27 protein-coding genes are annotated in these 26,341 nt (G+C 60.3%); 17 read left to right on the forward strand and 10 right to left on the reverse strand.

The features are described 5' to 3' along the window. Position 1 precedes the first annotated feature (1 nt). The 4 genes from obgE to J2X43_RS20020 are packed head-to-tail and all read left to right on the forward strand — an operon-like array spanning position 2 to position 4,138. Complete coding sequence (gene obgE, locus J2X43_RS20005) at positions 2–1,084, forward strand: GTPase ObgE (RefSeq protein ID WP_112385941.1); 1,083 nt, start codon at positions 2–4, stop codon at positions 1,082–1,084. Continuing rightward, positions 1,071–2,240: a glutamate 5-kinase gene (gene proB, locus J2X43_RS20010; protein WP_310296526.1), complete on the forward strand. Its 1,170-nt coding sequence runs from the start codon at positions 1,071–1,073 to the stop codon at positions 2,238–2,240. Before obgE ends, proB begins: the two co-directional genes overlap by 14 nt. Next, a complete protein-coding gene (locus J2X43_RS20015; protein WP_310296528.1) occupies positions 2,233–3,516 on the forward strand; it encodes a glutamate-5-semialdehyde dehydrogenase in 1,284 nt (427 codons plus the stop codon). The genes proB and J2X43_RS20015 overlap by 8 nt, the downstream gene beginning before the upstream one ends. A gap of 37 nt (positions 3,517–3,553) precedes the next feature. Then, entirely contained in the window at positions 3,554–4,138 is a 585-nt protein-coding gene (locus J2X43_RS20020; RefSeq protein WP_310296530.1) for a nicotinate-nucleotide adenylyltransferase, read from the forward strand. 266 nt (positions 4,139–4,404) lie between these two features. Here J2X43_RS20020 and J2X43_RS20025 read toward each other — a convergent pair whose 3' ends face one another. Next, positions 4,405–5,190: a class I SAM-dependent methyltransferase gene (locus tag J2X43_RS20025; protein ID WP_310296532.1), complete on the reverse strand. Its 786-nt coding sequence runs from the start codon at positions 5,188–5,190 to the stop codon at positions 4,405–4,407. A gap of 312 nt (positions 5,191–5,502) precedes the next feature. Here J2X43_RS20025 and modA point away from each other — a divergent pair, with 312 nt between their 5' ends. From modA to modC, 3 genes are all read left to right on the forward strand, one after another. Next, positions 5,503–6,294: a molybdate ABC transporter substrate-binding protein gene (modA, locus tag J2X43_RS20030; RefSeq protein ID WP_112517857.1), complete on the forward strand. Its 792-nt coding sequence runs from the start codon at positions 5,503–5,505 to the stop codon at positions 6,292–6,294. A gap of 90 nt (positions 6,295–6,384) precedes the next feature. Continuing rightward, positions 6,385–7,086, forward strand: coding sequence for a molybdate ABC transporter permease subunit (gene modB / locus J2X43_RS20035; RefSeq protein ID WP_310296535.1), 702 nt, complete (start codon positions 6,385–6,387; stop codon positions 7,084–7,086). Continuing rightward, complete coding sequence (gene modC / locus J2X43_RS20040) at positions 7,083–8,150, forward strand: molybdenum ABC transporter ATP-binding protein (RefSeq protein ID WP_310296537.1); 1,068 nt, start codon at positions 7,083–7,085, stop codon at positions 8,148–8,150. The genes modB and modC overlap by 4 nt, the downstream gene beginning before the upstream one ends. Here the strand turns inward: modC and J2X43_RS20045 are convergent, their stop codons facing one another. Beyond that, positions 8,151–8,528, reverse strand: a complete 378-nt coding sequence (locus J2X43_RS20045) for a winged helix-turn-helix domain-containing protein (RefSeq protein WP_310296539.1) — start codon at positions 8,526–8,528, stop codon at positions 8,151–8,153. Between the two features lie 199 nt (positions 8,529–8,727). Between J2X43_RS20045 and rsfS the strand changes: the two genes are divergently transcribed. From rsfS to J2X43_RS20075, 6 genes are all read left to right on the forward strand, one after another. Beyond that, positions 8,728–9,174 carry a ribosome silencing factor gene (rsfS, locus tag J2X43_RS20050; protein ID WP_112385950.1) on the forward strand — a complete coding sequence of 149 codons (447 nt, stop codon included), beginning with the start codon at positions 8,728–8,730 and terminating at the stop codon, positions 9,172–9,174. Positions 9,175–9,292: 118 nt separating this feature from the next. After that, positions 9,293–9,775 (forward strand): 23S rRNA (pseudouridine(1915)-N(3))-methyltransferase RlmH, encoded by a 483-nt coding sequence (gene rlmH, locus J2X43_RS20055; RefSeq protein WP_310296541.1) that lies wholly within the window; start codon positions 9,293–9,295, stop codon positions 9,773–9,775. A gap of 129 nt (positions 9,776–9,904) precedes the next feature. Next, a complete protein-coding gene (locus tag J2X43_RS20060; protein WP_405049627.1) occupies positions 9,905–11,320 on the forward strand; it encodes a murein hydrolase activator EnvC family protein in 1,416 nt (471 codons plus the stop codon). After that, complete coding sequence (locus J2X43_RS20065; protein WP_112385952.1) at positions 11,310–12,632, forward strand: S41 family peptidase; 1,323 nt, start codon at positions 11,310–11,312, stop codon at positions 12,630–12,632. Before J2X43_RS20060 ends, J2X43_RS20065 begins: the two co-directional genes overlap by 11 nt. A gap of 79 nt (positions 12,633–12,711) precedes the next feature. Then, on the forward strand, positions 12,712–13,908 hold the full coding sequence (locus tag J2X43_RS20070) for a divergent polysaccharide deacetylase family protein (protein ID WP_310296546.1): 1,197 nt from the start codon (positions 12,712–12,714) through the stop codon (positions 13,906–13,908). A gap of 8 nt (positions 13,909–13,916) precedes the next feature. Beyond that, complete coding sequence (locus tag J2X43_RS20075) at positions 13,917–14,450, forward strand: RNA pyrophosphohydrolase (RefSeq protein WP_310296548.1); 534 nt, start codon at positions 13,917–13,919, stop codon at positions 14,448–14,450. A 605-nt stretch (positions 14,451–15,055) separates the two neighbouring features. Here J2X43_RS20075 and bfr read toward each other — a convergent pair. The 5 genes from bfr to J2X43_RS20105 form a co-directional block, all read right to left on the reverse strand. Then, positions 15,056–15,547, reverse strand: coding sequence for a bacterioferritin (gene bfr / locus J2X43_RS20085; protein WP_148194370.1), 492 nt, complete (start codon positions 15,545–15,547; stop codon positions 15,056–15,058). Continuing rightward, positions 15,513–15,905, reverse strand: coding sequence for a (2Fe-2S)-binding protein (locus J2X43_RS20090; RefSeq protein WP_310296551.1), 393 nt, complete (start codon positions 15,903–15,905; stop codon positions 15,513–15,515). Before J2X43_RS20090 ends, bfr begins: the two co-directional genes overlap by 35 nt. Positions 15,906–15,996: 91 nt before the next feature. Continuing rightward, positions 15,997–19,452 carry an error-prone DNA polymerase gene (locus tag J2X43_RS20095; RefSeq protein ID WP_310296554.1) on the reverse strand — a complete coding sequence of 1,152 codons (3,456 nt, stop codon included), beginning with the start codon at positions 19,450–19,452 and terminating at the stop codon, positions 15,997–15,999. Next, positions 19,449–20,987, reverse strand: a complete 1,539-nt coding sequence (locus tag J2X43_RS20100) for a DNA polymerase Y family protein (protein WP_310296715.1) — start codon at positions 20,985–20,987, stop codon at positions 19,449–19,451. Before J2X43_RS20100 ends, J2X43_RS20095 begins: the two co-directional genes overlap by 4 nt. After that, positions 20,899–21,834 carry a hypothetical protein gene (locus J2X43_RS20105; RefSeq protein WP_310296555.1) on the reverse strand — a complete coding sequence of 312 codons (936 nt, stop codon included), beginning with the start codon at positions 21,832–21,834 and terminating at the stop codon, positions 20,899–20,901. The genes J2X43_RS20100 and J2X43_RS20105 overlap by 89 nt, the downstream gene beginning before the upstream one ends. 164 nt (positions 21,835–21,998) lie before the next feature. Here J2X43_RS20105 and J2X43_RS20110 point away from each other — a divergent pair, with 164 nt between their 5' ends. Then, the gene (locus tag J2X43_RS20110; protein WP_112385959.1) at positions 21,999–22,436 is read left to right on the forward strand and encodes a metallopeptidase family protein; all 438 of its coding nucleotides are present in this window, start codon (positions 21,999–22,001) and stop codon (positions 22,434–22,436) included. A gap of 3 nt (positions 22,437–22,439) precedes the next feature. Here the strand turns inward: J2X43_RS20110 and J2X43_RS20115 are convergent, their stop codons facing one another. After that, positions 22,440–22,646 (reverse strand): DUF1737 domain-containing protein, encoded by a 207-nt coding sequence (locus tag J2X43_RS20115; protein ID WP_112517868.1) that lies wholly within the window; start codon positions 22,644–22,646, stop codon positions 22,440–22,442. A 1-nt stretch (position 22,647) separates the two neighbouring features. Then, positions 22,648–23,550 carry a CoA ester lyase gene (locus tag J2X43_RS20120; protein WP_310296557.1) on the reverse strand — a complete coding sequence of 301 codons (903 nt, stop codon included), beginning with the start codon at positions 23,548–23,550 and terminating at the stop codon, positions 22,648–22,650. Between the two features lie 111 nt (positions 23,551–23,661). Between J2X43_RS20120 and J2X43_RS20125 the strand changes: the two genes are divergently transcribed. The 3 genes from J2X43_RS20125 (at position 23,662) to leuD (ending at position 25,185) form a co-directional block, all read left to right on the forward strand. Beyond that, positions 23,662–23,895 (forward strand): hypothetical protein, encoded by a 234-nt coding sequence (locus J2X43_RS20125; protein WP_112385962.1) that lies wholly within the window; start codon positions 23,662–23,664, stop codon positions 23,893–23,895. A gap of 126 nt (positions 23,896–24,021) precedes the next feature. Beyond that, positions 24,022–24,441 carry a glyoxalase/bleomycin resistance/extradiol dioxygenase family protein gene (locus J2X43_RS20130; RefSeq protein WP_310296560.1) on the forward strand — a complete coding sequence of 140 codons (420 nt, stop codon included), beginning with the start codon at positions 24,022–24,024 and terminating at the stop codon, positions 24,439–24,441. 135 nt (positions 24,442–24,576) lie between these two features. Next, complete coding sequence (leuD, locus tag J2X43_RS20135) at positions 24,577–25,185, forward strand: 3-isopropylmalate dehydratase small subunit (RefSeq protein WP_310296562.1); 609 nt, start codon at positions 24,577–24,579, stop codon at positions 25,183–25,185. Between the two features lie 58 nt (positions 25,186–25,243). Here the strand turns inward: leuD and J2X43_RS20140 are convergent, their stop codons facing one another. Further along, on the reverse strand, positions 25,244–26,176 hold the full coding sequence (locus J2X43_RS20140) for a pyridoxal-phosphate dependent enzyme (RefSeq protein ID WP_310296565.1): 933 nt from the start codon (positions 26,174–26,176) through the stop codon (positions 25,244–25,246). Positions 26,177–26,341 lie beyond the last annotated feature (165 nt).

Here is a 26,341-nt window from a genome sequence, read left to right on the forward strand (position 1 = left end):
AATGAAATTTCTCGACGAAGCAAAGGTCTATATTAAGTCCGGAGACGGCGGTGGCGGCAGCGTGTCGTTCCGTCGCGAGAAGTTCATCGAGTTCGGCGGACCGGATGGCGGCGACGGCGGACGCGGCGGCGATGTCTGGGCCGAAGCGGTCAACGGATTGAACACGCTGATCGACTTTCGCTTCCAGCAGCACTTCAAGGCGCAGATCGGCACCCACGGCATGGGCCGCAACCGCACCGGCGCCAACGGCAGCGACGTCACGCTTAAGGTACCCGTCGGAACGCAGATTTTCGAAGAAGACCGCGAGACGCTGATCTGCGACCTCACCGAAGAAGGCCAGCGCTTCCGCATCGCGGCAGGTGGCAACGGCGGATTCGGCAACGCGCATTTCAAGTCTTCGACCAACCAGGCGCCTGACTGGGCCAATCCTGGCCTCGAAGGCGAGGAAAAGACCATCTGGATGCGGCTGAAGCTGATTGCTGACGCCGGTCTGGTCGGCATGCCGAATGCCGGCAAATCCACCTTCCTGGCCTCCGTCACCCGCGCACGCCCGAAGATCGCCAATTATCCTTTCACCACGCTGCACCCGAATCTCGGCGTCGCGACGGTCGACGGACAGGAATTCATTCTCGCCGACATCCCGGGCCTGATCGAAGGCGCCCATGAGGGCGTCGGTATCGGCGATCGCTTCCTCGGCCATGTCGAGCGCACGCGCGTTCTCCTGCATCTTGTCTCCGCACAGGAAGAGAAGGTCGGCAAGGCTTACAAGACGGTGCGCCATGAGCTCGAAGCCTATGGCCAGGAACTCGGCGAGAAAGTCGAGATCGTCGCGCTGTCGCAGATCGACGTGCTCGACGACGAGACGCTGAAGAAAAAGACCAAGGAACTGGCCAAGGCCTGTGGCCGCACGCCGTTCCAGATTTCGGCGGCGACCGGCAAGGGCATGACCGAGGTGCTGCGCGCCCTGCGCGAAATCATTACCGAGGCCAATGCCGGATCGGCTGAAAAGATCGCAAAGGCACCGAAGCTTCGTCACCGCGATATGGCCTCCGACGAGGAAAGCGAAACGGATGACAACGCGTAAGTCTCTGGATCGCCATCGCCGCATCGTCATCAAGATCGGCTCGGCACTGCTCGTCGATCGCAAGACGGGTCTGAAAAAGGCTTGGCTGGACGCGATGTGCGCCGATATCGCGGCGCTGAAGAAAAAGGGCGCCGATGTTCTCGTCGTCTCATCGGGCGCTATCGCCCTTGGCCGGTCGGTTCTCGATCTTCCCTCCGGCGCCCTGAAGCTCGAAGAGAGCCAGGCGGCCGCAGCCGTCGGCCAGATTGCGCTGGCCCGCGCCTGGTCCGAAAGCCTCTCCCATGATGAGATCGTCGCCGGGCAGATCCTGTTGACGCTTGGCGATACCGAAGAGCGCCGCCGCTATCTGAATGCGCGCGCCACGATCAACCAGCTGTTGAAGATCGGCGCCGTGCCGATCATCAACGAAAACGACACGGTCGCCACCAGCGAAATCCGCTATGGCGACAACGACCGGCTCGCCGCGCGCGTCGCGACCATGACCGGGGCCGACCTGCTGATCCTGCTCTCCGATATCGATGGTCTCTATACGGCGCCGCCGCATCTCGATCCGGACGCGAAATTCCTGGAGACGATCGCCGAAATCAACCCTGAGATCGAAGCCATGGCGGGCGGAGCGGCTTCCGAGCTGTCGCGCGGCGGCATGCGCACCAAGATCGATGCCGGCAAGATCGCGACGACCTCGGGCTGCGCCATGATCATCGCATCGGGCAAGACCGATAGCCCGCTATCCGCCATTGAAAACGGCGCGCGCTCCTCGTGGTTCGCGCCTTCAGGGACACCCGTCACGGCCCGCAAGACATGGATCGCCGGCCAGCTACAGCCGGCCGGCGAACTGCACATCGATGAAGGCGCCATGACCGCGCTTGGCGCTGGCAAGAGCCTGTTGCCCGCCGGTGTCCGCAAGATCAACGGCATTTTCAGCCGTGGCGATACCGTGGCGATCATCGGCCCGTCCGGACGCGAGATTGCCCGTGGCCTTGTCAGCTACGATGCCGACGAAGCCCGCCAGATCGCCGGGCGCAAATCGGCCGAAATCGAGAAGATCCTCGGCTATCCCGGCCGCGCCGCCATGATCCACCGCGACGACATGGTGATGACGGGGCAGATAAGTTCGAAATCCGAAAGGCTGAAGAAGGACGCAAGCTATGCTTGATACGGTTGCGCAGAGCCCTGACATTGACGTGCTGATGAACGACATCGGCCGCAAGGCAAAGGCTGCAGCGCGACCGTTGGGCTTTGCCTCGACGGACAGCAAGAACAAGGCCTTGAACGCCATGGCCGACGCGATCCTCCGGAACAAGGCGCATATCCTGGCGGAAAATGCCAAGGACCTGAAGGATGTCGAAGGCGGCAGCCTGCTGGCTTCTTTCGTCGATCGCCTGACGCTCAATGACAAGCGCGTCACCGAGATGGCTGAAGGCATCCGCACCATTGCCGCGCTCAAGGATCCCGTCGGCGAAATCATCGCCGCCTGGGACCGGCCGAACGGCCTGAAGATCGAGCGCACCCGCACGCCGCTCGGCGTCATCGGCGTGATCTTCGAAAGCCGCCCGAACGTGACCGCCGATGCCGGCGCGCTATGCCTGAAGGCCGGAAACGCCGTCATCTTGCGTTGCGGTTCAGATTCGCGCCGCTCCTCGCAGGCAATCCACGCCTGCCTGGTCGAGGGATTGAAGGAAGCCGGGCTGCCCGAACACTCCATCCAGCTCGTACCGGTCACCGACCGGGCGGCCGTCGGCGCCATGCTGCGTGGCCTGGAAGGCGCGATCGACGTCATCGTCCCGCGCGGCGGCAAGAGCCTTGTCGCTCGCGTCCAGAACGAGGCCCGCGTGCCGGTTTTCGCCCATCTCGAAGGGCTCTGCCACGTCTATGTCGACAAATCCGCCGATCTCGCCATGGCAAGAGACATTATCGTCAACGCCAAGATGCGCCGCACCGGCGTCTGCGGCGCTGCGGAAACCCTGCTGGTCGATAAGGCGGTTGTGGGCACCCACCTGAAGCCGTTGCTGGAAGCGCTGGCTGCCGCCGGATGCGAGATTCGCGGCTCCGCGGCAGTGGTCGATGCTATTCCCGGCACCAAACCGGCAACGGAAGAAGACTGGTCGACGGAATATCTCGACGCGGTGATCTCCGTTGCCATCGTCGATGGCATATCGGGTGCGATCGGCCACATCCAGACCTACTCATCGAACCACACCGAGGCAGTGCTTGCCGAAGACCCTGATGTCGTCGATCGCTTCTTCACCGAGATCGATTCCGCTATTCTGCTGCACAATGCCTCGACCCAGTTTGCCGATGGCGGCGAGTTCGGCATGGGCGCGGAGATCGGCATCGCCACCGGCAAGATGCACGCCCGCGGCCCCGTTGGCGTCGAACAGCTGACCTCCTTCAAATACCGCGTTCGCGGCACCGGACAGACGCGGCCCTGACGTGATTCCAGAAGGACTAGACCGGCACTACCATCGCATGCCGCACACCGAGCGCGGCATGGTCGTCGGTCTTTTCGGAGGGTCCTTCAATCCGCCACACCAGGGCCATGCGCTGGTGGCCGAGATCGCAATCCGCCGTCTCGGGCTTGATCAGCTATGGTGGATGGTGACGCCCGGCAATCCACTGAAGAGCCGCAATCACCTGGCACCGCTGGCGGAACGCATAGCCCTCAGCGAGGCGATCGCGCCGGATCCGCATATCAAGGTCACGGCCTTCGAACAGGCGCTGGGGATCAGCTATACTGCGAACACCCTGGCGAAGGTGAAAGCCCGCAATCCGCATGTTCACTTCGTCTGGATCATGGGGGCCGACAGCCTGCAGACATTCCACAAGTGGCAGAAATGGCAAGACATCGCCAAAACCTTCCCGATCGCCGTCATCGACCGCCCGGGATCGACGCTGTCTTTCCTGTCATCGAAGATGGCGAAGACTTTCGATTACGCACGTGTTGATGAAGACGATGCAAGGGCGCTCTGGAAAAAGCCGGCGCCCGCCTGGACCTTCATTCATGGGCCACGTTCGGCGCTGAGCTCCACCGCGATCCGCAAGGCCGCCGAATAATCCAAATTGTGAGAAGAGCAGAAATGAAAAGCCCGACGGGGGAGGATCCGTCGGGCTTCATAAACTTGATCGACAACTGGGAGGAGGAGTGTTGTCGATCCATATCGAACGGCCTTGGGAGGAGGAGTGGCCGTTTCGATGCTTAAGTTCTATCATAATCGATTGAAAAATGAACATCGTATATCGCAATGCAGCAATGCATTTCATGCAAGGCTAAGCTAAGCATTCCGGATGATCCTGCTCGTTTTTCGGGCAATCCGAACGGGCTATCTGTAGACCCGCTCCGAAAAGGCGCTCATTCCGGACCTGATCATCAGTTCGTAGACCATTCGCCTGCTGATTGGATTATGGAGCCTTGCAACTTTGGATCCGAGAAACTCCGTCTCCGTGTGGTCGAAGGCGGTCAGATCCGCCGCATTGGCGATGGCGTCATAGTAGAACTGATGGTGATCCCGGCGGCAGACATAGGTCTTGTATTTGGTCATGCAGAAAGCCGAGAACTCCGCACCGTTTTCCCGCAGGAAATCGGCAACGCCGACAGTAACCTCCGGCCAGGCCGGATTGAACGTGTCGTCGAAGGCGATGATGCCGTGTGGCGCGAGGCTATCCTTCGCCAACCGGCTATCGGCGACGATATGCGGCAACATGTGGCCGCCATCGATGCTGAAGAAACGGACTTCGCCGATCTTGTCCTTTATCGCGCTTGCCGAAAGCCCGGTACTGTCGCCCGTGACGATCAACGCCTCGTCAACCGCAAGCCCAAGCCGCCGTCCGTTATCCAGGAAACGCCCGTATTGCGGCGAAGCGCCGTCGCCGGTCTGGCCGATGTCGAACAGATCGATCGCCAGCAGTTTCTGATCCGGCCCGCAGATCTTCCGGAACAGATAATAGGAGCGTCCGTAGAAGACGCCGATCTCGGCTATGCCACCGTCAAGGTTGTCGCTGTTTTGTCTTGGCAACAGAGAGAGGAACACAAGTGCGTCGGGCGGATCGATATATCCTTCGATCGTATGTAAATCATGGAAGATGAATTTCCGTGTCGCCGAGTTCATCAAACCTGCAGATCCTCTTCGCCTGTGATTTCATAGCGTTTTCCGCATCTATAGGCACGAAGTAAACAGCAGATCAGGCAGGATTATCAAGCTTAACGTAGCGAATTTCGTATTTTACTTGGAATTGCAGCACGATAGGCAAGAATATCTGCAATTTATACGCGATAAATGTCAAATTTATCGATTCATTTGTGGCAATACTTAGGCAGAAAATGCGGCCACGCATCAATATGTTTGTGAAAATATATCCCTAGCCAAGGCGAGGCAGATCGATATATTCGCTTCGATATTTCGAACTGGGGAGTGAATTTTATGCAGAACCGCCGTCATTGGATGAAACTGGCTATTGCCGCTATTTCCGCCGGCTTTATCGGCCTCGGCACCCTGCCGCAGCCGGCTGCGGCCGCCGAAAAGGTGACCGTCTTCGCCGCTGCGAGCCTGAAGGACGCCCTCGATGCCGCAAACGCCGCCTGGGCCAAGGAAAGCGGCAAGGAAGCCGTGGTCTCCTATGCTGCCAGCGGCGCGCTTGCCAAGCAGATTGAAAACGCCGCACCGGCAGACGTCTTCATTTCCGCCGATCTGAACTGGATGGATTATGTCGCAGGCAAGAAGCTGATCAAGGACGACACCCGCTCGAACCTTCTCGGCAACCGCCTCGTGCTGGTCGCCGCCAAGGACAAGGCAAAGCCCGTCGATATCAAGCAGGGCTTCGACCTTGCTGGCCTGATCGGCGACGGCAAGCTGGCAATGGGCGAGCCGAAATCCGTTCCGGCCGGCAAATACGGCCAGGCCGCCCTCGACAAGCTCGGCATCTGGAAGTCGGTTGAGCCGAAGGCTGCCTTCGCCGAGAGCGTTCGTGCCGCACTGGCACTCGTTTCGCGTGGCGAAGCCCCTTACGGCATCGTTTACCAGACCGACGCAGCCGCCGATAAGGGTGTTGCGATCGTCGGCACCTTCCCGGCCGATTCCCACCCGCCGATCATCTATCCGGTGGCGCTGCTCGCCGAAAGCAAGAACGCCGATGCAGCCGCCTATCTCGACTTCCTGAAATCCGACAAGGCCGCACCGTTCTTCACCGCACAGGGTTTCACGATCCTGAAGTGATCGAACTGAAATGATTGCAGAATTTCTTTCTGCAGCTTAGCGTGAAGGCTCGCATTTCTGCGAGCCTTCTATTTTTGGAGAAGACGGATCTTGGATGCCCTTGGCCTGAGCGCGGAAGAATGGACGGCGATCATGCTCAGCCTTCGCGTCTCCATCGTGGCGATGATCGCCAGCCTGCCTTTCGGCATCGGCGCAGCGCTGCTGCTCGCCCGCGGCCGCTTCTACGGCAAGTCGATTCTGAACGGCATCATCCATCTTCCGCTCATCCTGCCGCCTGTCGTCACAGGCTTCATCCTTCTCGTCCTGTTAGGCCGACGTGGGCCGATTGGCAGCCTGCTCGACCAATATCTCGGCATCGTCCTCTCCTTCCGCTGGACGGGCGCTGCGCTGGCCTGCGCCGTGATGGGCTTCCCGCTGATGGTGCGCAGCATTCGCCTCTCCATCGAAGCGGTCGACCGCAAGCTCGAAGAAGCGGCAGGCACTCTCGGCGCAAGTCCGCTCTGGGTATTCCTGACTGTCACCCTGCCGCTGACATTGCCTGGCGTCATCGCCGGCGTGATCCTGTCTTTCGCAAAGGCCATGGGCGAGTTCGGCGCCACGATCACCTTCGTCTCGAACATCCCCGGCGAAACCCAAACGCTGTCCGCCGCGATCTACACCTTCACGCAGGTGCCGGGCGGCGATGCCGGCGCCTTCAGGCTGACGCTGGTAGCCGTCGCCATCTCCATGGCGGCGCTACTGGCATCCGAATACATGGCCTATCTCGCCGGCCGGAAAGTGGATCCGGCATGACACTGACCGTTGACGCCCGCCACCGCCTCGGCGCCTTCAGGCTCGACGGCGCCTTCAGCTCCGAGAACGGCGTGACTGCGCTCTTCGGCCGTTCCGGATCCGGCAAGACCTCGATGATCCGTATCATCGCCGGCCTGACACGCCCGGAAGAGGGCAGGGTGCTTCTCGATGACGAACCGTTGACCGATACCGCCAAGGGCATCTTCGTTCCGCGCCACCGCCGCCGCTTCGGCTATGTCTTTCAGGAGGCGCGGCTTTTCCCGCATCTGAGCGTCCGCAGCAACCTCACCTATGGCCGCTGGTTCGCGCCGAAAGCCGGGCGCACTGATAACTTCGATCGCATCGTCGACATGTTGGGGATCGAGCCTCTGCTGACCCGCGCACCGGCAAAACTCTCCGGCGGCGAAAGGCAGCGTGTGGCAATCGGCCGGGCGCTGCTGTCTTCCCCGCGCCTGCTTCTGATGGACGAGCCGTTGGCAGCGCTCGATGAAGCACGCAAAGCCGAAATCTTGCCTTACCTCGAGCGTTTGCGCGACGAGACGCAGATCCCGATCGTCTATGTCAGCCACTCGATCGCCGAAGTCGCCCGCCTGGCGAACCAGGTCGTCGTCATGCGCGACGGCAGGGTGGAAGCGATCGGCAGCGCCGCCGACATTCTGAGCCGGCCATCGGGAAACGAGGGACGTCGGGAAGCCGGCGCGCTTCTGGAGGGGACGGTCGCAAGCGTCGACCCGAAACACCAGCTGGCGACGCTGACACTGAAGACAGGCGCGCTGCAGGTACCGGGTGCCGCGGGCGAGCCGGGCAAGCGGGTGCGCATCCTGATCCCCGCCCGCGACGTCATGCTGGCGACGGTGAAGCCCGAGGGCTTGAGCGCCCTCAACATCATTGGCGGAACCATCCGCGAACTGGCGCCTGCCGACGATGGCACGGTCGAGGTTCAGGTCGATTGCGGCGGCGATGTCATCCTGTCGCGCATCACGGCGCTATCGGTAGAAAAGCTCGCGCTGGCGCCCGGAAAGTCTGTTTTTGCCGTGATCAAGACGGTTGCGCTGCAGCCCTGATCATTCCGTTGCGCCGTCGGTGGGGCTGCGGTTTCCCTCAAGCCAGGCAAGGTCGCTCGCCAGCGTCGCGCGAACCGTCTCTTCCATTCGGCGGAAACGGGCGAGCAGCTCTTCTCCGAACGGCGTCAGTGCAGCACCGCCACCCTTCTGCCCGCCGCGCTGCGATTCGACCACCGGCTGCTTGAACATCCGGTTCATGTCGCTGACCAGCAGCCAGGCGCGCCGGTAGGACATATCCATCGCCCGGCCGGCGGCCGAGATCGAACCGGTCTCGCGAATATGCTCAAGAAGCTCCATCTTGCCGCGCCCGAGCCGGTCCTCGTGCGGAAAGCTGATGCGCAGCACTGGAATGAGATTGGGTCTCGCGGGATCAGGCATGAAGTCAGTATTTTCCGAATGAACCGCCGCACTTTACGCGTGGCCTTGGCCGCTGTACACAGCCGCCGGAAATACCGGCCTGTCATAATTGTTGATCACGCAGACAAGTCTTCGCGCCATGAAACCACGGCCGTGTCTTGAAAGATTAATTGTTTGATGCCTATCTTAACCATGATTTGGAACGACCAAATCAGTTGATGTGCATGTCTGTTATTCCAGGAAAGGGAAAGCACTGACAACAGTACACGCCAAGGGAAGAACGCTCGCCGTTATCCCGAAGAGCCCGGAACGTGGCGCCGATGCCGCTGCCCGCGCCCTGCAAGCCGTCCTCGTGAGCCTCGAGGACTCGAAAGCTGAAGATATCGTCACCATCGACATTGCTGGGAAATCTGCGCTGGGCGACCATATGGTCGTTGTCTCAGGGCGATCGACCCGTCATGTCATGGCGATCGCAGACCATCTCCTCTCCGACCTCAAGGACGACGGCTTCGGTGCCGCGCGTGTCGAAGGCCAGGACGCAGGCGATTGGATCCTGATCGACACCGGCGATATCATCGTGCACGTTTTCCGCCCCGAAATCCGCGAGTTCTACAACATCGAAAAGATGTGGGCTGCGCCGGACCTGGACGAGGAAACGCTGCACTAACAGGCGCCACGCCTTCACCGGCGCCTGAGACGCGGCATGCAAGCAAGGCCGGAAACATTGGACACCGGCCAGCAGGCCGGTTTTGCGTTCTTCGGAATGCTGAACAGGAGCGGGTGACATGCGTATTGGTCTTTTTGCCGTGGGGCGGCTCAAATCCGGCCCGGAGAAGGATCTTGCGGCCCGTTATTTCGACCGTTTTTCCAAGGCGGGCCCGGCGGTCGGCCTCGAATTCTCCCGTGTTGCCGAAGTGGCCGAAAGCCGCGCCTCAAATGCCGAAACGCGCAAGCGCGAGGAGGCGGCGATGCTTTTGAAGACCCTTCCCGAAGGCGGCATCCTCATTCTACTCGACGAGCGCGGCAAGGCGCTCGACAGCGAGGCTTTCGCCAACACCCTCGGCACCTATCGCGACAATGGCAAACGCGATCTGACGATCGCCATCGGCGGCGCCGACGGGCTGGATCCGGCGCTCTACGACAGGGCCGACATGACGCTCTGTCTCGGCAAGATGACATGGCCTCACCAGATCGTCCGCACCCTGATCGCCGAGCAGCTCTACCGCGCCGTTACCATTCTTTCCGGGCATCCCTATCACCGCGTCTGAGAGTCACGCAGCCGTGTTATCAGGCACGCCGATCTTTCTGGTCAAAGCCGCCAAATCAGCTTAGTCTCCGCGCGATTTTGAGAGTTGCCCCGAAAACGCATGACAAGAAGCGCCCGCAAGCGAATGAGCCTGATTTTGCCTCTGCTTGCGGCCGGCATTGTTGCGGCAAATCCACCTTCCGGCTCGTTGATCGAGGCGCAGGCGCAGGACGCCCCCGCCCAGAATGCGCAGGACGCCGCCCCCGATGCCGCAGCACCGTCTCCGCAGGCCGTCACGCCACCGCCGGACCCCGCCGCCGAGCTGGCGAGGAAGCGCGATGAGACGCGCGCAGAGCTCGATGCGCTATCGAAGACGATCAATCTTTCGTCAGATAAAGTGAACGAGCTTGAGAAGAGCATCGCCGATCTCGACAAGAGCAGTTCGAGCATCCGTCAGGCACTGATCGATTCCGCCGCCCGCCGCAAGATGCTGGAAAAGCAGATCCTCAACAGCGAGAAGAAGCTCGCCGATCTGGGCGTCAAGGAAGACGGCATCCGCCGCTCGCTGCACGACCGCCGCGGACTGCTTGCGGAAGTACTGGCAGCCCTCCAGCGCATGGGCCGCAATCCGCCACCGGCGCTGCTGGTCACTCCCGACGACGCCCTCGCTTCGGTTCGCAGCGCCATCCTGCTCGGTGCTGTCGTGCCGGGAATGCGCAAGGAAACCGATAGGTTGACGGCCGATCTCAACAATCTCGCAGCCCTGCAGACCGCAAGCGCCAAGGAGCGTGCCGGTCTGACGGCGACGATGACCAACAGCATCGAAGAGGAGCGCCGTATGGATCTCCTGCTCGCAGAAAACGACAAGCACAGCCGCAGCAGCGCTGCCGAACTCGACGCCGAAAAGAGGCGCTCGGAGGAGTTGGCAGGAAAGGCGACGACGCTGGAAGGCCTCGTCGCCTCGATGGAATCGGAAATCTCTTCCGTGCGCGAAGCTGCCCAAGCGGCACGGCGCGAAGAGGAAAATCGCAAGCTCCTGACCGACGAGCAGCGGGCCCAGGCGAAGGCCCTGGCAGACAGCGGAGTGCCCGATAAAAACCGCATTGCGCCCGCATATCCGTTCGGAGAATTGAAGGCGAAATTGGAGCTGCCCGTGGCGGGCGATATTCTGCGTCAGTTCGGCGATGCCGACGGCACCGGCCACGAGGCGATGGGCATGACGCTGGCGACCAATCCGGACTCGGTGGTCACCGCACCTGCCGACGGACTGGTGGTTTTTGCCGGCGCTTTCCGCAGTTACGGCCAGATGATCATTCTCGATACAGGCGACGGATACCACCTCGTTCTATCCGGCATGGACACGATCAGCACCCGCCAGGGCAAGTTCGTTTTTGCCGGTGAGCCGCTTGCGGCAATGGGCGCGAAAAGAGTGGCAAGCGCGACAGCATTGGCGCTGGAAACAAACCGGCCAACGCTTTACATTGAATTTCGAAAGGACGGTAAACCGGTCGATTCCCGGCCGTGGTGGACCGCCAAAGACACTGGAAAGGCACGCAATGATTCGTAGGGCTTCTCTTGTTCTGGTCGGCGCATTGATGGGTGCGACCGCGATGAGCGTCATTTATTCGGCCGGCGTGCCTGCCGAGGCGGCCGGTGCTTCCACCTACAAGGAGCTCTCGGTCTTCGGCGATGTCTTCGAACGTGTCCGCGCCCAGTACGTGACGCCGCCGGCTGAAGACAAGCTGATCGAAAATGCCATCAACGGCATGCTCTCCTCGCTCGACCCGCATTCCAGCTACATGAATGCCAAGGACGCCGAAGATATGAGCACCCAGACGAAGGGTGAGTTCGGCGGCCTCGGCATCGAAGTGACGATGGAAGACGAGCTCGTCAAGGTCATCACCCCGATCGACGATACGCCTGCGGCCAAGGCCGGCGTTCTCGCCGGTGACTATATTTCCGAGATCGATGGCCAGTCCGTTCGAGGCCTCAAGCTCGAGGACGCCGTCGAGAAGATGCGCGGCGCCATCAACACCCCGATCAAGCTGACGCTGATCCGAAAGGGCGCCGACAAGCCGATCGAACTGACGATCGTTCGCGATGTCGTTGCCGTCCAGGCCGTGAAGTCCCGCGTCGAGGATGATGTTGGCTATCTGCGCATCATTTCCTTCACCGAGAAGACCTATCCGGATCTCGAGAAGGCGATCACCAAGATCAAGGAAACCGTTCCTGCCGACAAGCTCAAGGGTTATGTCCTCGACCTGCGTCTTAACCCGGGCGGTCTGCTCGATCAGGCGATCAAGGTATCGGACGCCCTGCTGCAGCGCGGCGAGGTGGTGTCCACCCGCGGCCGCAATCCGGATGAAACCCGCCGCTTCAATGCCGGCCCGGGCGATCTGACGGATGGCAAGCCGGTTGTCGTGCTGATCAACGGCGGTTCGGCCTCGGCTTCGGAAATCGTAGCCGGCGCCCTGCAGGATCTGCGCCGCGCGACCATCCTTGGCACCCGCTCCTTCGGCAAGGGTTCCGTCCAGACGATCATCCCGCTGGGCGAAAACGGCGCGCTGCGTCTGACGACGGCGCTCTACTATACGCCGTCGGGCCGCTCGATTCAGGGCACCGGCATCACGCCTGATATCAAGGTCGAAGAGCCGCTGCCTGATGATCTGAAGGGCAAGATGGTTACCGAGGGCGAATCCAGCCTGCGCGGCCACATCAAGGGCCAGAGCGAGACGGATGAAGGCTCGGGCTCGGTCGCCTACGTGCCGCCGGATCCGAAGGACGACGTCCAGCTGAACTACGCACTTGATCTGCTGCGCGGCAAGAAGACCGATCCGGCCTTCCCGCCGAACCCGGACAAGGCGGTTTCCGCAAAGTAATTGAGAAAATGCATCAGGCCGGAGTAACATCCGGCCTGATGATTCTGACTGTTTCCCGGTTTTGGGGCGGGCGAGGAAATTGGGAACGGATTTGCATGCACCACTCGGCCAGAACCGTAAACCTGGCCCGAAGCGGCCGGGTATCCTGCGGATCGGCCGGATCGCCGCCAGCCTTTGCCTGATCGGCATCGGCGGCTTTTCTCTCTATACGGCAATGCGCGATGACGGCCTGCAACGGCCGAAACCTGCGCCCGAAACGGAAGCGGCTTCACCCGCCACAGATGCGGTCCCGACACCAGCGACACCGGATCAATCGACCGCCAACGGCATGACGCGTTCCGATCCTCAATCCGGCGCCAATGTCGAGAAGATGGTGACAGGTGACGGCTCTGTCGTCACCAAATACAGCCCACGCCCGCGTGACGGCGACGGCCCGGCTCTGATCGACGCGACCCAGGTCGGTCAGGATCCGCGTATGGCCGCCATGCCGAATGACAGCCTTCTGGAAGACTCGCCCTTCGGCCGTCTGCCCATCGTCGGCCCCGATGGCCGCAGGCCGATGGATCAGTATGCGCGGCCCTGGTCCGGCGCCCGCGGCACTCGGATTGCCATTGTGGTCAGCGGCCTCGGTCTCAGCCAGACGGGCACGCAGCGCGCCATCAAGGAACTCCCCGAGGAAATCACCTTCGCCTTCGCAGCCAGCGGCAACAGCCTGCAGCGCTGGATGCAGGACGCACGGCGAGGTGGGCACGAAATCCTCATGCAGGTGCCGCTAGAACCATTTGATTACCCGGCGAACGATCCCGGCCCGGAAACGCTGCTGACGTCGAAATCGCCAGCCAAGAATGTCGAGAACCTACATCGCGCCATGGGGGAGATCACCAATTACACCGGCATCATGAATTATCAGGGCGGTCGTTTCCTCTCCAATCCGGATGCGATGGAGCCCGTGATGCGTGATATCGGCAAGCGCGGCCTGCTGTTCCTCGATGACGGTTCCTCAGCGCAATCGAAGACCGAAGCCGTCGCCAGGGGAACCGAGCTCCCCTATGCATTTGCCGATCTGCAGCTTGACGGCCAGCTCGATGTCAACGCCATCATGCAGAAACTTGACGAGCTCGAACGCATCGCCAAGCGCAATGGCCAGGCGATCGGCGTTGCCTCTGCCTTCGACGAGAGCATTGACGCCATCTCCAAGTGGAGCGAAGAAGCCGCCATGCGCGGCATCGAGATCGTCGGTGTCGCCGCGCTGGCAAACGACCCGAAAAAGCCCTGAGGAAACCGATGACCAAGGCGCCGATCACCGCAGACGACCTGCCCTACCGCCCCTGCGTGGGCGTGATGATCCTCAATCGCGAGGGCTTGGTTTGGGCCGGGCGGCGCATTCCAATCGCCAATTCAGAATATGATGGCTCGGCGCAGCTCTGGCAGATGCCGCAGGGCGGCATCGACAAGGGCGAGGACCCGCTGGAGGCTGCCTATCGCGAGCTCTATGAAGAGACCGGTATGAAAACCGTCTCCCTGCTCGGCGAGGCGAAGGATTGGATTAATTACGACCTGCCGCCGCACCTGATCGGCATCGGCCTGAAGGGCAAGTTTCGCGGCCAGACCCAGCGCTGGTTCGCCTTCCGCTTCGGAGGCGACGACAGCGAAATCGCCATCAACCCGCCGCCGGGCGGCCATGAGCCGGAATTCGATGACTGGGAATGGAAGCCGATGGCCGACCTGCCGGATCTGATCGTGACCTTCAAGCGTAAGGTCTATGAACAGGTCGTTGCCGAATTCTCGCATCTCGCAGGATTGAAGGCCGCGGAATAGGCGGCGCATGCCGCGCAATGCCTTTCAGGTGAATTCGCTTGTTCTGGGCAGGGTGCAATCCACCGCGCTCATTGCGAGGATCGCACGGCGCCGAAGAAGGCTTGAAACGACCTGCCGCGGCAGCCTTATCGACACGGTCTGAAAAGGCAAGTTTCGCGGCCAGACGCAGCGCTGGCTTGCCTTCCGCGTCGAAGGTGAAGACAAAGAAATCCCCATCGAGCCGCCGGCGGGTGCCATGAGGCGGAATTCGATGCCGGGGAATGAAAGCCGATGACCGGCCTGCCGGATCTGATCGGGCCTTCAAGCGCAAGGCTGCGAACGGGTCGTAGCCGAATTCTCGCATCTGGCAGGATTGGTCGCGTAATAGGGAGCACAGGCCGCGCAATGCTTCTCAGGAGGATTCGCCTGTGCCGGCAGCGGTGCGACACACCGCGCTCATCGCCAAGATCGCAGCGGCGTGGAAGCGTGAAGGCGCCTGCAATCTCGGAAAGCCATTACGGCTCCCGCAAAGCCTATGAGTATCCTAGCCCAAAGGTAGGAAACCCCGCCAAAAACTGGCGAGGCTTGTCATTATCTGACAACCGCTTTCGCGGCCGTTTCGGGGCTCAGTGGCCTTCCGCGTCGTTGGCAGAATCGGCGTTCAGCTGGCCATACTTGGCTTCGCCGATCTTTCCGAGCAGTTCGAGCTGGGTTTCGAGGAAATCGATATGACCTTCCTCGTCCATCAGCAGCTCTTCGAACAGCTTCATGGAGACGTAGTCGCCGGCGTCATGACAGATGTCGCGGGATTTCTTGTAGGCCGTGCGGGCGTCATATTCGCCGGCAAGATCGGCTTCCAGCACTTCCTTGACATTCTGGCCGATGCGAAGCGGCGCCAGTGTCTGGAGGTTGGGATGGCCTTCGAGAAAGATGATACGTGCGACGAGACGGTCGGCGTGATGCATCTCTTCGATGGATTCGGCCCGTTCCTTCTTGGCAAGCTTGGTGTAGCCCCAATCTTCGAGAAGGCGGTAGTGAACCCAATACTGGTTGACTGCACCGAGTTCGAGGAACAGTGCCTCGTTAAGCCGCTCGATGACTTTTTTGTCGCCTTTCAATGTCCGCTCTCCTGTTTTCTTCATGGAAATTCTTCAGGCGGGACATGAAATCAAATATTTCGTCTTCCGTCGAGTGGCGACGGGCGTGATAGTCCTCGGTGGTCTGGATGATGATATCAACGACGTTGGGAAAACAGCCGCAGCAACGACCGCGCTTCTCCATGGCGTGATAGACTTTCGCAGGCACGATAAGCTGCCAACAGTCCTCATCGAGAAGGCTGTTGATAACGTCCCGGATTTCTTTGTCGGTTATGTAATTGCAGCTGCAGACGAGCACGTCATCATTCCAAACATGACATTCACTATCGTGTTTTCTGCTAAAGAAGATGGTGGCTGTCAAGAAAAAATCGAGACCCATAAACCTTCGTCGAAGACCCAAAATGTCGCATCGGCGTGAGCGAAAGGCGGCGCTCCGGCATATCGATTTGTTCTTGCAGGATTTTCCGGCTTCAATGGAAATTGCGGCCCCGCGGCATCACTTTTGCAGTTTCTCCGGTGGCTGGCTCCCGCGTCCGGTCGAGCATCCGTTTTTCCAAGGCCGCCCGTTCGAGATTTGTCATGATCTTCTTCTGCCGCTGATCGACAGTGGGCCGTAACGCTTCATCCGAGCGGTCGCTGGCGCCAAAACGCCGCGCTTCCTGCTGCAGAATACCGAGAGCCGGCGTCATGTCCTCGATATGCTCGACCACGGTATGGATGACACCGCTCTGGCTCTGCAGCTTCCCGCGGATTTTTACCAGCCGCGCACCCATGACGATGGCACGATACTTCTCGAAAACCGCTGGCCAGACGATGGCATTGGCCACCCCTGTCTCATCCTCCAGCGTCATGAAGACGACGCCCTTGGCAGAGCCCGGACGCTGACGGACAAGGACGAGGCCGGCAATCGTCACCCGCCTGCCATTCTCGACCTGCAGCAGGTCGACATTGCGCCAGATGCCTGCCTTGCGGAACTCCTCGCGCAGGAACGAGACCGGATGCGCCTTCAGCGACAGGGACAGATAGCGGTAATCCTCGATGACCTGCTCGCCAGGCAGCATTTCAGGCAGGTTTGTCTCCGGCTCGATCTGAAGATCATCTTCAGCAGCGCGCTCGAACAGCGGCAACCTCTCTGCTGCGCTCTGCGCATCCAGAGCCCGAACAGCCCAGAGCGCCTCACGCCGCGAAAGTCCGATGGATCCGAAGGCATCGGCATCGGCAAGCCGCTCGATATCGGTTTTCTTCAGGCCCGATCGCCGCCAGAGATCGTGGATCGAACGATAGCCCCCGCCACGCTGCGCCACCAGTCTCCGCATCGTATCTTCAGAAAGGCCTTTTATCTGCCGGAATCCGAGGCGGACGGCCCGCTTGGATCGAATGACGCTGCGCATCTCGGCATGACGAAAATCGATTCGCCGCCGGTCAAAAACCGCCTCCTCCAAGAGACAATCCCAATCCGAGCGATTGATATCGGCTTCGCGGATCTCGACACCATGCTCCCGCGCATCGCGCACCAGCTGTGCCGGTGCATAGAACCCCATCGGCTGAGAGTTCAGCATCGCCGCGCAGAAAACGTCAGGATAGTAAGCCTTCATCCACGAGGAGGCGTAAACGAGCAGGGCAAAGGACGCCGCATGGCTTTCGGGGAAGCCGTACTCCCCAAAACCCTTGATCTGGTTGAAGCACTGCTCTGCAAATTCCTTGGGATAAGTCTTGGCAACCATTCCATCGATGAACCGGCTCTCGAACCCTCCGATTGTGCCGGTCCTTTTGAACGTCGCCATGGCTCGCCGCAGCTTGTCTGCTTCAGCCGGTTTGAAGCCCGCCGCAGTGATGGCGATCTGCATCGCCTGTTCCTGAAACAGCGGAACGCCGAGCGTTCTCTCCAGCACCGGTTTCAGCTCTTCGCTTGGATACTCGATCTTGACGCCGCTTTTGAACTGCTCGCGCCGCTTGAGATAGGGATGCACCATATTGCCCTGGATCGGCCCCGGCCGGACGATCGCCACTTCGATGACGAGATCATAGAACCGGTCTGGCCTCAGCCGTGGCAGCATGCTCATCTGTGCCCGGCTCTCGATCTGGAAGACACCGATCGTATCGGCCCGGCACATCATCTCATAGACGGGCCTGCCCTCATCGCCATGTTCCCTGTTGCCGAGATCGGCAAGGGTCTTCCTGACCTCATAGTGATCCTCAAGAAGCGTGAAAGCCTTGCGCAGGCAGGTCAGCATGCCGAGCGCCAAGACATCCACTTTCAGTATCCGGACATTGTCGAGGTCATCCTTGTCCCACTCGATCATGTAGCGGCCGGGCATCGCCGTTTTCATGATCGGCACGATTTCGTCGAGCCGGTCACGCGTGATGACGAAGCCGCCGACATGCTGGGTCAGGTGCCGCGGAAAGGACAGAAGCTCGGAGGCATACTGTAGCACATTCCGGGTCATCGGATCGAACATGTCGAGACCGGCAGCCTTCGCCTCGCGCTCGGAGAGGCTATCGTCCGACCATCCCCAGACCAGGCTACCAATTGCAGACTGTACGTCTTCGGAAAGCCCGAAAGCCTTCGCCACTTCGCGCCCTGCCGAGCGCGTCCGGTAGGTGGTCACCCCCGCCGTCAACCCGGCATGGTTTCGTCCATAGGCCTCGTAGATGAACTGGATGACCTCTTCGCGCCTGTCATGCTCGAAGTCGACATCGATATCCGGTGGCTCGTCGCGATCCATGGAGATGAACCGGTCGAAGAGCAGGGTGCTTTTTTTAGGATCGACTTCGGTGATCTCCAGGCAATAGCAGATGACCGAATTGGCCGCCGAGCCTCGTCCCTGGCAGAGGATATTCCTCTGGTAGCGTGCGTAATGAACGATCCTGTGAACCGTCAGAAAGTAGGCCGCATAGTCTTTCTGTCTGACCAGATCGAGCTCGTAGTCGATCTGTTCCTGGATTTTTTCCGGCACCGCTTCTGGATGATACCGCTTGATCGCGCCCGCCCGCGTCAGCCGGTCCAGCGTCTCATATGCCGTTTCCCCAGGCGCATTTTCTGCCGGATAGTTATGGCTGATCTCGTCCAGGGAAAATTCCAGGTCCGCAAAAAACCTTCCGGTATTCTCGATCGCCTCGGGATAGTTTCTGAAGAGCCGCGACATCTCCCTGTTGTCTTTGAGATAACGCTCGGCGTTCGGAGCCAGAAGAAAGCCAGCCTTGGGGATCGCCACGTGCTCGCGAATGGCCGTCACGACATCGGACAGGGGCCTGCGGGTTCTGTCGTGATAGAGAGGCTGATTGGTTGCGATCAACGGGACACGGTTTTCCGCCGCGACATTCGAGAAGGTTGCAAATGTCAGCGCATCATGGCCGTTATAGGCAGGGGTCAGGGCCAGAAACAGATTTGCACCAAACCGTTCCTTCAGGCGTCCAAGGCAATCCGAAAACTGATCCCTGCGGGCAGAAGCATTGAGAATGGCCAGGGAAGGAACGGCAGCCAGCATCATGCAGTCACCCCATTCCATCATATCCGCCTCCTCCAGCAGACACGTCCCTTTGACCGCGCCGTCCTTCAGGTTTCCGGCGCTCAGAAGCCGGCAGAGATGCGCCCAGCCCTGCCGGTTCTTGGGATAGGCCAGGATGTCAGGCGTCTGATCACAAAAGACCAGACGAGCGCCTGGCTGGAACGGAACGGGCTGCAAAATGTCTTCCGCCTTCTCATCCTTTTCCAGCTTGCCGGTCAGCTTCCGCTCATACTTTCCGCGGAAAGCCTTCGTCTGGGCATAGGCGCGCACGACACCGGCGACTGAATTCCGGTCAGCGATCCCGATGCCGGAAAGGCCGAGAATGGCCGCCTGAGTGACGATCTCCTCGGGCCTGGAAGCCCCTTCCAGGAAGGAGAAGTTCGTTCTCGCGCCGATTTCGAAAAAGGCCGGTGTCATGCGAAAACTCCATGCATGAACCATTGCGGCATATCCGGCCCGTAGTGACCTTCGCGATAGATCCAGAAGCGATAGCCTTGCTCGTCCTCGACACTGAAATAGTCACGCTCCTTGGCATCCACACCATCGATCCACCATTCCATGGCGATCCGCTCCGGACCTTCGCTTTTCAGGATGCGGTGCCGGATACGCCGCCAGCGAAAATACGCCGGAGCTCCGTCAGGCACCTCGGCAGCAAAGGCCTCCATCGGTTCAGGCATGGCAAGCAGGCGAACGGGTCTTTCGCCCCTTGCCATCGGAGCGGCCGGCTCCCGGGGCGATTTGTTCAAGGTCTCGATCGCCGGAACGGCAAAGATCGCACGTTCCGGAACATGACTTTCACGCTGTTCGAAACGGGTCAGGCATTCCTCGCCAAGACGGGCCGAAACCTTGTCCACGAACCCGGCAAGCGAGATCGCCGTCTGCCGTTCTCCCTCGAAATCATCCTGTTCGTTTTGGAAGTTTTCATGCCTGAGAACATTGATCCGCAGGATCTCAAAACCATAGCCGGCATCGAGATCATCGTGAATTGCTGTCAGCCGCTCGCAGAACAGGCTGGCAATGCGCTGCGGATCACGCAACGGCCGGGAGGTACCGGCAGAAATTCGAAAGACGCAGCCATCCACCCGGAACAGCACCAGTTCGAAGACCCTTCCGCCGATGCCTTGCGTCTCAAGCGAAGGCTGCAACGCATGCGCAACCTGACCTGCAAGAAGAAGAATGTCCTCTTCGGCCGTAATCGCCTCGGCAAGCCGCCGCTCCGCCGAAAGGCTGGCAATAGGCAGGCGGGGAGAAACGGGCTCCTCATCCAGGCCCAGCGCCTGATCAAGCCGCAAAAGAACAAGTGCGCCGAAGCGGCGGGTGAGCGGCGCGCGTGGCGCCTGCATGAGATCGCCGATATAGCGGAGACCGAGTTTCTGAAGGGCTGCAACGACAGGCGCATCGAGGCGGAGCGCGGTGACCGGCAGAGGTTCGAGAACAGCACCCGCCTCATCCTCGGCAATCACCCCGCCTTCGCCAAAACGGCTGACGGCCCAGGATAGCCCGGGCGACGAGGAAATCGCACCACCCACGTCCAGGCCCATTTGATGGAGCCGCAAGAGGATATCTTTTAGCATCGCTCTTTCGCCGCCGAAAAGATGAGAGCAGCCGGTAATATCGAGAAACAGCCCGTCCTTGCCGTCGAGGGCGACCAGCGGCGTGTAGCGGTCGCACCAGTCGGCGATCGCATCCAGCAAGCGCCGGTCGGCAGCAGCGTCCTCCTCGATGACGTCGATGACCGGGTGAATGGCGCGGGCTTCGGCAACGCCAAGCCCTTTCCTGAGGCCGAGTTTCTCCGCCTTTTCGTCGAGTGCCGTCAGCCGCATCGTATTGTCGGACCGGCCCGAGCAGACGATCGGTGCCGCGTCAGGACGCCCTTTCGAACGCCACGAGAGACCCCATCTCTTGCGGGCGATCCTGTCCGTGGAGAGATGCGGAAAATGCAGCGCCAGAATGCGCTGCGAGCTCGCTTGGAAAGCGAGTGACGGCTGATTGTTCGACGGTGAGAAACTGGCGGTCATGGGGGTTCCACTCCAGGAAGAGGGAGAGGGGGGCCGGATTGCGGCTCTTCTCCAGGGTGAGATGAAAAACCGGATTGCCGATGCTGCCGCCCAGCATCGAACCATCCGGCAGAGGCCGTTCCCGCGCGGGCGCAGGCTCGGCAAGAAAGCGGACATGGGCGCTGCTTGCCTCTTCTTCCCCTGATTGCCGCAGCAGCAGCAGAGAGCGGCCAGCCGATTTTGCCCTGAGATGAAAGCGCCGGCTCTCGGCAAGGCCGAAGGATTTCGGATTGCCGCGAATTTCCAGGATCGTCGTGATGAAAGCACCGCTTTCCAGCGCCGTCTCCGCAAGCCAGAGCGCATCCTCCAGCTTGCGCGGACTTGCATGCAGAAAGAGCTCCGGCCGCAATCCGAAATCCTTGAGCCCTACCGCATAGGGCACACCGGCCTCGATCGATCCGACCTTGTCGGCGATCCAGAGAACGGGATTTTTTTCCTCGGCCTTGTGCTGCAGCGCTGCCGCAAGCGCCAGAGCAAAGCCGCTGCTAACGCCCGCATCACGAAACATCCGGGTACGGATTTCAATCAAGGCATCGAGCGGCAAGCCGCCTTCGAGGGCTTCGTCCAGCTGCGGAACGCCGAAGGAGAATTGTGGTGCCTTCCCCCTCTTTCGTGCCGCATTTCCGGCGCCCAACGCTTCCTGCTCTGCTGCCGCCAGCGCCGGAACCGGTTTGCCCTCAAGCTTCGCAATGGTTTCGCGGAGCGCAAAAAGCCGCTCGCGCGTCACGGCCGTCTGTGCCATGACGTTCACTCCAAGTCAGAATTGTTCCTGTTATGTTCTTGTGGATTCCAGAGCTGCCAGGAAGAGTCAACAGCCATTTGATGTGAATTTATTCCTGCCATTGATTCCACACTCGAAAATCCTTCGCAAAGGTTCTATATGGGCGGCAAAGAAAGGGGTTTTTGATGGCCCGCATAGACCAGAGCGAGGATTGGCGTGATCGCCATGCCCCAACGCTCAGCTCATTTGAATCACTGGCAATGGAGGCCTACAGCCACCTGCCGGACGAATTTCGTTCTCTGACCGCCAATCTGACGATCGAGATCGAAGATTTTCCCGATGACGACGTTTTCGAGGATATGGCGCTCGAAACGCCTTTCGATCTGCTCGGCCTTTTCGAGGGCCGGGGCATTTCGGAACGGTTCACGATGGAAACCGGCGAACTGCCGAACCGCATCCGCCTCTACCGCCGTCCGATCCTCGATTACTGGGCCGAGAACGACGAAACGCTCGGCGATATCATCACCCACGTCCTCATTCATGAAATCGGCCACCACTTCGGCCTTAGCGATGACGACATGGAGCGGATCGAAGAAAGCGCCGAAGAGGCAGCCGACCGATAGATATTACTGCTCGGAGAGCTTCATATCCGGGTGGTAGTCCTTGCCTTCGACGTCCTTGACGATCGCCTGGGCGGCGATGACCTGCTTGGTCTCGGCGTTGAAGGTGACCGAGGGAGAGCCCTGCAGCGACCAGCCCTTGTTGAGAGCATCGGTGACGCGGTGGCAGAAGGCGGCATCGTCCTGGCCGGTCAAAAGGCGGTAAAGCTTCATGTCATGATTTCCGTTCAGCAATGAGGCGGGATTTATGAACCAGACTTTCCGCCTGGACAAGATGCAGACGCTCGATCATCCGGCCGTTTGAATTGATGACGTTGAGGCCATCCGTCGCAGGATCGGCAAAGGCGGCAATGATCTCCCGGGCTTCTCGGATCGACGCCTCGCCGGGCGCAAAATGCCGGTTGGTGGCATCGATCTGCGCCGGATGGATCAGCATCTTGCCGTCGAAGCCCATGGCGCGTGCTTGCGCGCATTCGGCCTCGAAGGCATCCGCATCCTTGAAATCGTTGAAAACGCTGTCGATCGCATCGAGGCCGTAAGCCCGCACAGCGAGGATCACCTGCATCAGCCACGGCACCAGATAGGTCCGACCCGGCTGCGGCAACACGCCGGTTTCCTTGCGCAGGTCGTTGAGACCGACGACGAAGCAATCGAGCCTCGAGCCAGCGGTGCGCCCGAATTCGGCGATCGCCGCGCTGTTCAGAATACCCCGCGGCGTCTCGATCATCGCCCAGATCCGGAGCGTATCAGGCGCGTCGGCATCGCCAAGCATGTCACTGATCGCCATGACATCCTGCGGCTCGCTGACCTTCGGCAGAAGCACCGCATCCGGCTCCAGGGCGCGCACCAGCTCCATATCGGCAGGGCTGAAGCCGGAAGAGAGAGCATTGATGCGGATGATCCTCTCTTTGCCTTCGAGCGCTGGGCCAGCAAAGAAAGCCTTCAGGTTTTGCCGCGCCTCATCCTTCTTTTCCGGTGCAACCGAATCCTCCAGATCGAAGATCACGGCATCGCAATCCAGCACATGGGTCTTCTCCAGCGCGCGGGCATTGATCGCGGGAACGCTCAGCACAGAACGGCGGAGAGTAAAGGAACGGGCAGGGGAGTTTCGGCTCATCACGAATGTGTGCCAAGCTTTGTGAAGGCTGACAAGACAACAAAAAGCCATGCTTGCCTTGCAAGGAGGGAAATCAAGGACCACATTCCTTTCGAAGAGAGGTCTAGAATTATGCAGAATATCCGTTCCATCTTCCTCATGCTGGCAGGCGTCACCGTATTCGTGGCGCTGGCGCTGTTCACCTTCTCGGTCACGCTCGCCGTCGGCGGCATCCTGACCGTGCTGATGGTTGGCCGCGCAATGTCGCTGAAGATGAAACCGGCTCCGGTGCGCGCCAAGGCCCAAACCCAGCAGCGCGAAATGCGCATCTGGAACGATGGCCGCGGTACGATCATCGATCTCTGATTTCAGAGCCAGCCAAGCCCTTCACGAAAAATTCTTTAGGGCGCTGTCGGCGCGCATTTGATCTCTACGTCCTTGAGACGGACGGCTACGATGCCGGACCTTCAAAATCAGGAGACGGAGGAAAGAATGAGCACGACGGAAAACGCACCCGCCAAGATGCCGCCGGTCAAGAATGGCCTGCTGCCCTATCTGACTGTGGATGGCGCTCTCAAGGCTGCGGAATTTTACAAGAAGGCATTCGGCGCCGAAGAAGCCTATGTCGTTCCGGCCGACGAGAAGGGCCGGACGATGCATGTGCATCTCTACATCAACGGCAGCTCGCTGATGCTGTCGGATGCCTATCCCGAATATGGCCATCCCTTCAAAGGTCATGAAGGCTTCGCCATCCAGCTTGTTATAGACGATATCGATGCCTGGTGGAACCGCGCGGTTGCTGCCGGCGCCGAAGTCATCATGCCCATCGAGCTGATGTTCTGGGGCGACCGCTACGGCCAGTTGCGCGATCCTTTCGGCGTCATCTGGGGTCTGAACGAGGCATCGAAATAGCCGCCCAAGCGACCCGGCAGGCTGCGCGAAACGCCGCGCAGCCGCCACTTTGGAAAGATTCTCCTTCATTTCGGCAAAAAACTGGACTAGATGCTGATCAACGAAAGTACATCCGCTGAATTTGGAGCCTAGGTCATGGATAAATTCGTGAAGCTCACCGGCGTTGCCGCGCCCCTGCCCGTCGTCAACATCGACACGGACATGATCATCCCGAAGGACTATCTGAAGACCATCAAGCGCACCGGCCTTGGCAAGGGCCTCTTCGCCGAAGCCCGCTACAACGAAGACGGCTCGGAAAATGCCGATTTCGTGCTCAACAAGGCCGCTTACCGCGATGCCAAGATCCTGGTTGCCGGCGATAATTTCGGCTGCGGCTCTTCGCGCGAACACGCCCCGTGGGCGCTGCTCGACTTCGGCATCCGCTGCGTCATCTCCACCAGCTTCGCCGACATTTTCTACAACAACTGCTTCAAGAACGGCATCCTGCCGATCAAGGTCAGCCAGGCAGACCTCGACAAGCTGATGGACGACGCGTCGCGCGGCTCCAACGCCATTCTGACCGTCGATCTGGAAAATCTCGAGATCACCGGCCCGGATGGCGGCTCGATCAAGTTCGATCTCGACGCGTTCAAGCGCCACTGCCTGCTGAACGGCCTCGACGATATCGGCCTGACGATGGAAAAGAGCAAGGCAATAGACAGCTTCGAAAAGCAGAACAGCGCTTCGCGCCCCTGGGCTGCCTGAGGCATCGGAAACGACAGACAAAAAAGCCGGGCTCTCGCCCGGCTTTTTTCATTGTGATTTAGAGAAACCGCTCTTTCCAGACCTTGAGCTTGTCGAGCGAAACGCCGATACCGCCGCAGACTTCGATCAGCGGGTTTTCGAAGCGCGACAGCAGACCGGCATGGACATCAGCGACCGCAAGTGCGGCCCCGCAGGCGGGCTCGACGAGAATGCGGTGAGCATCCGCAAATTTCAGGCAGGCGGCCACCGCTTGCGCATCGGTCACCGTCACGCTTTCGATCGGATGATGACTGGGCAGATCGAAGACATGCTGCGCCACCTGCCGCGCACCGAGCGAATTGGCGATCGAGGTGATGGCAGACAGGGTGATGCGCTCCTTCGCCTTCAGCGCCTCATGGAAGGAGGCAGCTCCTTCGGTCTCGACGGCAATCACAGGCACATTATCAAGACCATTGCGCTTCAACCCGGCAACGATACCGGCAAGCAGGCCGCCGCCGCCGACGCTGACGACGACGCAGTCGAATTTTGCGCCTGAAGCCACAACCTCATCGATCAGCGTTCCATGCCCTTCCCAGAGCAACGGATGGTCGAAGGGATGAACATAGGCGGCATTCCGGGCTTCGGAGAGTTTGATCGCATAGGCGTTCGCCTCATCGAAGACGGAGCCGTGAACCAGAACGGAAGCCCCGGCCGCTTCGATCAACTGCCGAACCTCCGCCGATGTCGTCTCCGGCACGACGATGGTCACGGGCACGCCAAGCGCACGCCCGGCAAAGGCCGCCGCGATCCCGGCATTGCCGCCCGATGCGCAGAAGATTTCCTTTGCCCCATTCTCCACCTCATGCTGGCAGAGCCTGCTGACGCCGCGCATCTTGAAGCTTCCGGATGGCTGCAAGGCATCGAGCTTCAGCCATAGCGGCTTGCCGCTGGCGCTGTAATCGGCGGCGCTACGCAGGAGAGGGGTGTTGAGATGCAATGGGGACGGGGACATTCTGAATTCCATTTCTTGAAACCTGACGGTCTTCTTGGCGCGGAGACAAGCAGGGGTCAACACTTCGCTGCCGGCCGATAGCGCGGCAAAGCGTACCGATTCGGCCTCTCTCTTGCTTGAAATGCCGATTTCCGGGGTCTAAGAAGCCGCAGCTTGTTTTTCCTT

The organism is Rhizobium sp. BE258 (genome assembly GCF_031457345.1).
GTDB lineage: Bacteria > Pseudomonadota > Alphaproteobacteria > Rhizobiales > Rhizobiaceae > Rhizobium.

Bases quoted from the DNA above. Each gene is read 5' to 3' on its own strand.
- modC (WP_310296537.1), top strand. From the start codon at position 7,083: ATGACACTGACCGTTGACGCCCGCCACCGCCTCGGCGCCTTCAGGCTC.
- J2X43_RS20015 (WP_310296528.1), top strand. From the start codon at position 2,233: ATGCTTGATACGGTTGCGCAGAGCCCTGACATTGACGTGCTGATGAAC.
- rlmH (WP_310296541.1), top strand. From the start codon at position 9,293: ATGCGTATTGGTCTTTTTGCCGTGGGGCGGCTCAAATCCGGCCCGGAG.
- J2X43_RS20065 (WP_112385952.1), top strand. From the start codon at position 11,310: ATGATTCGTAGGGCTTCTCTTGTTCTGGTCGGCGCATTGATGGGTGCG.
- J2X43_RS20095 (WP_310296554.1), bottom strand. From the start codon at position 19,452: ATGACACCGGCCTTTTTCGAAATCGGCGCGAGAACGAACTTCTCCTTC.
- modA (WP_112517857.1), top strand. From the start codon at position 5,503: ATGCAGAACCGCCGTCATTGGATGAAACTGGCTATTGCCGCTATTTCC.
- J2X43_RS20105 (WP_310296555.1), bottom strand. From the start codon at position 21,834: ATGGCACAGACGGCCGTGACGCGCGAGCGGCTTTTTGCGCTCCGCGAA.
- J2X43_RS20045 (WP_310296539.1), bottom strand. From the start codon at position 8,528: ATGCCTGATCCCGCGAGACCCAATCTCATTCCAGTGCTGCGCATCAGC.
- J2X43_RS20090 (WP_310296551.1), bottom strand. From the start codon at position 15,905: ATGGGTCTCGATTTTTTCTTGACAGCCACCATCTTCTTTAGCAGAAAA.
- J2X43_RS20020 (WP_310296530.1), top strand. From the start codon at position 3,554: ATGCCGCACACCGAGCGCGGCATGGTCGTCGGTCTTTTCGGAGGGTCC.
- obgE (WP_112385941.1), top strand. From the start codon at position 2: ATGAAATTTCTCGACGAAGCAAAGGTCTATATTAAGTCCGGAGACGGC.
- proB (WP_310296526.1), top strand. From the start codon at position 1,071: ATGACAACGCGTAAGTCTCTGGATCGCCATCGCCGCATCGTCATCAAG.
- J2X43_RS20140 (WP_310296565.1), bottom strand. From the start codon at position 26,176: ATGTCCCCGTCCCCATTGCATCTCAACACCCCTCTCCTGCGTAGCGCC.
- J2X43_RS20025 (WP_310296532.1), bottom strand. From the start codon at position 5,190: ATGAACTCGGCGACACGGAAATTCATCTTCCATGATTTACATACGATC.
- J2X43_RS20075 (WP_310296548.1), top strand. From the start codon at position 13,917: ATGACCAAGGCGCCGATCACCGCAGACGACCTGCCCTACCGCCCCTGC.
- J2X43_RS20115 (WP_112517868.1), bottom strand. From the start codon at position 22,646: ATGAAGCTTTACCGCCTTTTGACCGGCCAGGACGATGCCGCCTTCTGC.
- J2X43_RS20130 (WP_310296560.1), top strand. From the start codon at position 24,022: ATGAGCACGACGGAAAACGCACCCGCCAAGATGCCGCCGGTCAAGAAT.
- J2X43_RS20125 (WP_112385962.1), top strand. From the start codon at position 23,662: ATGCAGAATATCCGTTCCATCTTCCTCATGCTGGCAGGCGTCACCGTA.
- J2X43_RS20120 (WP_310296557.1), bottom strand. From the start codon at position 23,550: ATGAGCCGAAACTCCCCTGCCCGTTCCTTTACTCTCCGCCGTTCTGTG.
- leuD (WP_310296562.1), top strand. From the start codon at position 24,577: ATGGATAAATTCGTGAAGCTCACCGGCGTTGCCGCGCCCCTGCCCGTC.
- J2X43_RS20110 (WP_112385959.1), top strand. From the start codon at position 21,999: ATGGCCCGCATAGACCAGAGCGAGGATTGGCGTGATCGCCATGCCCCA.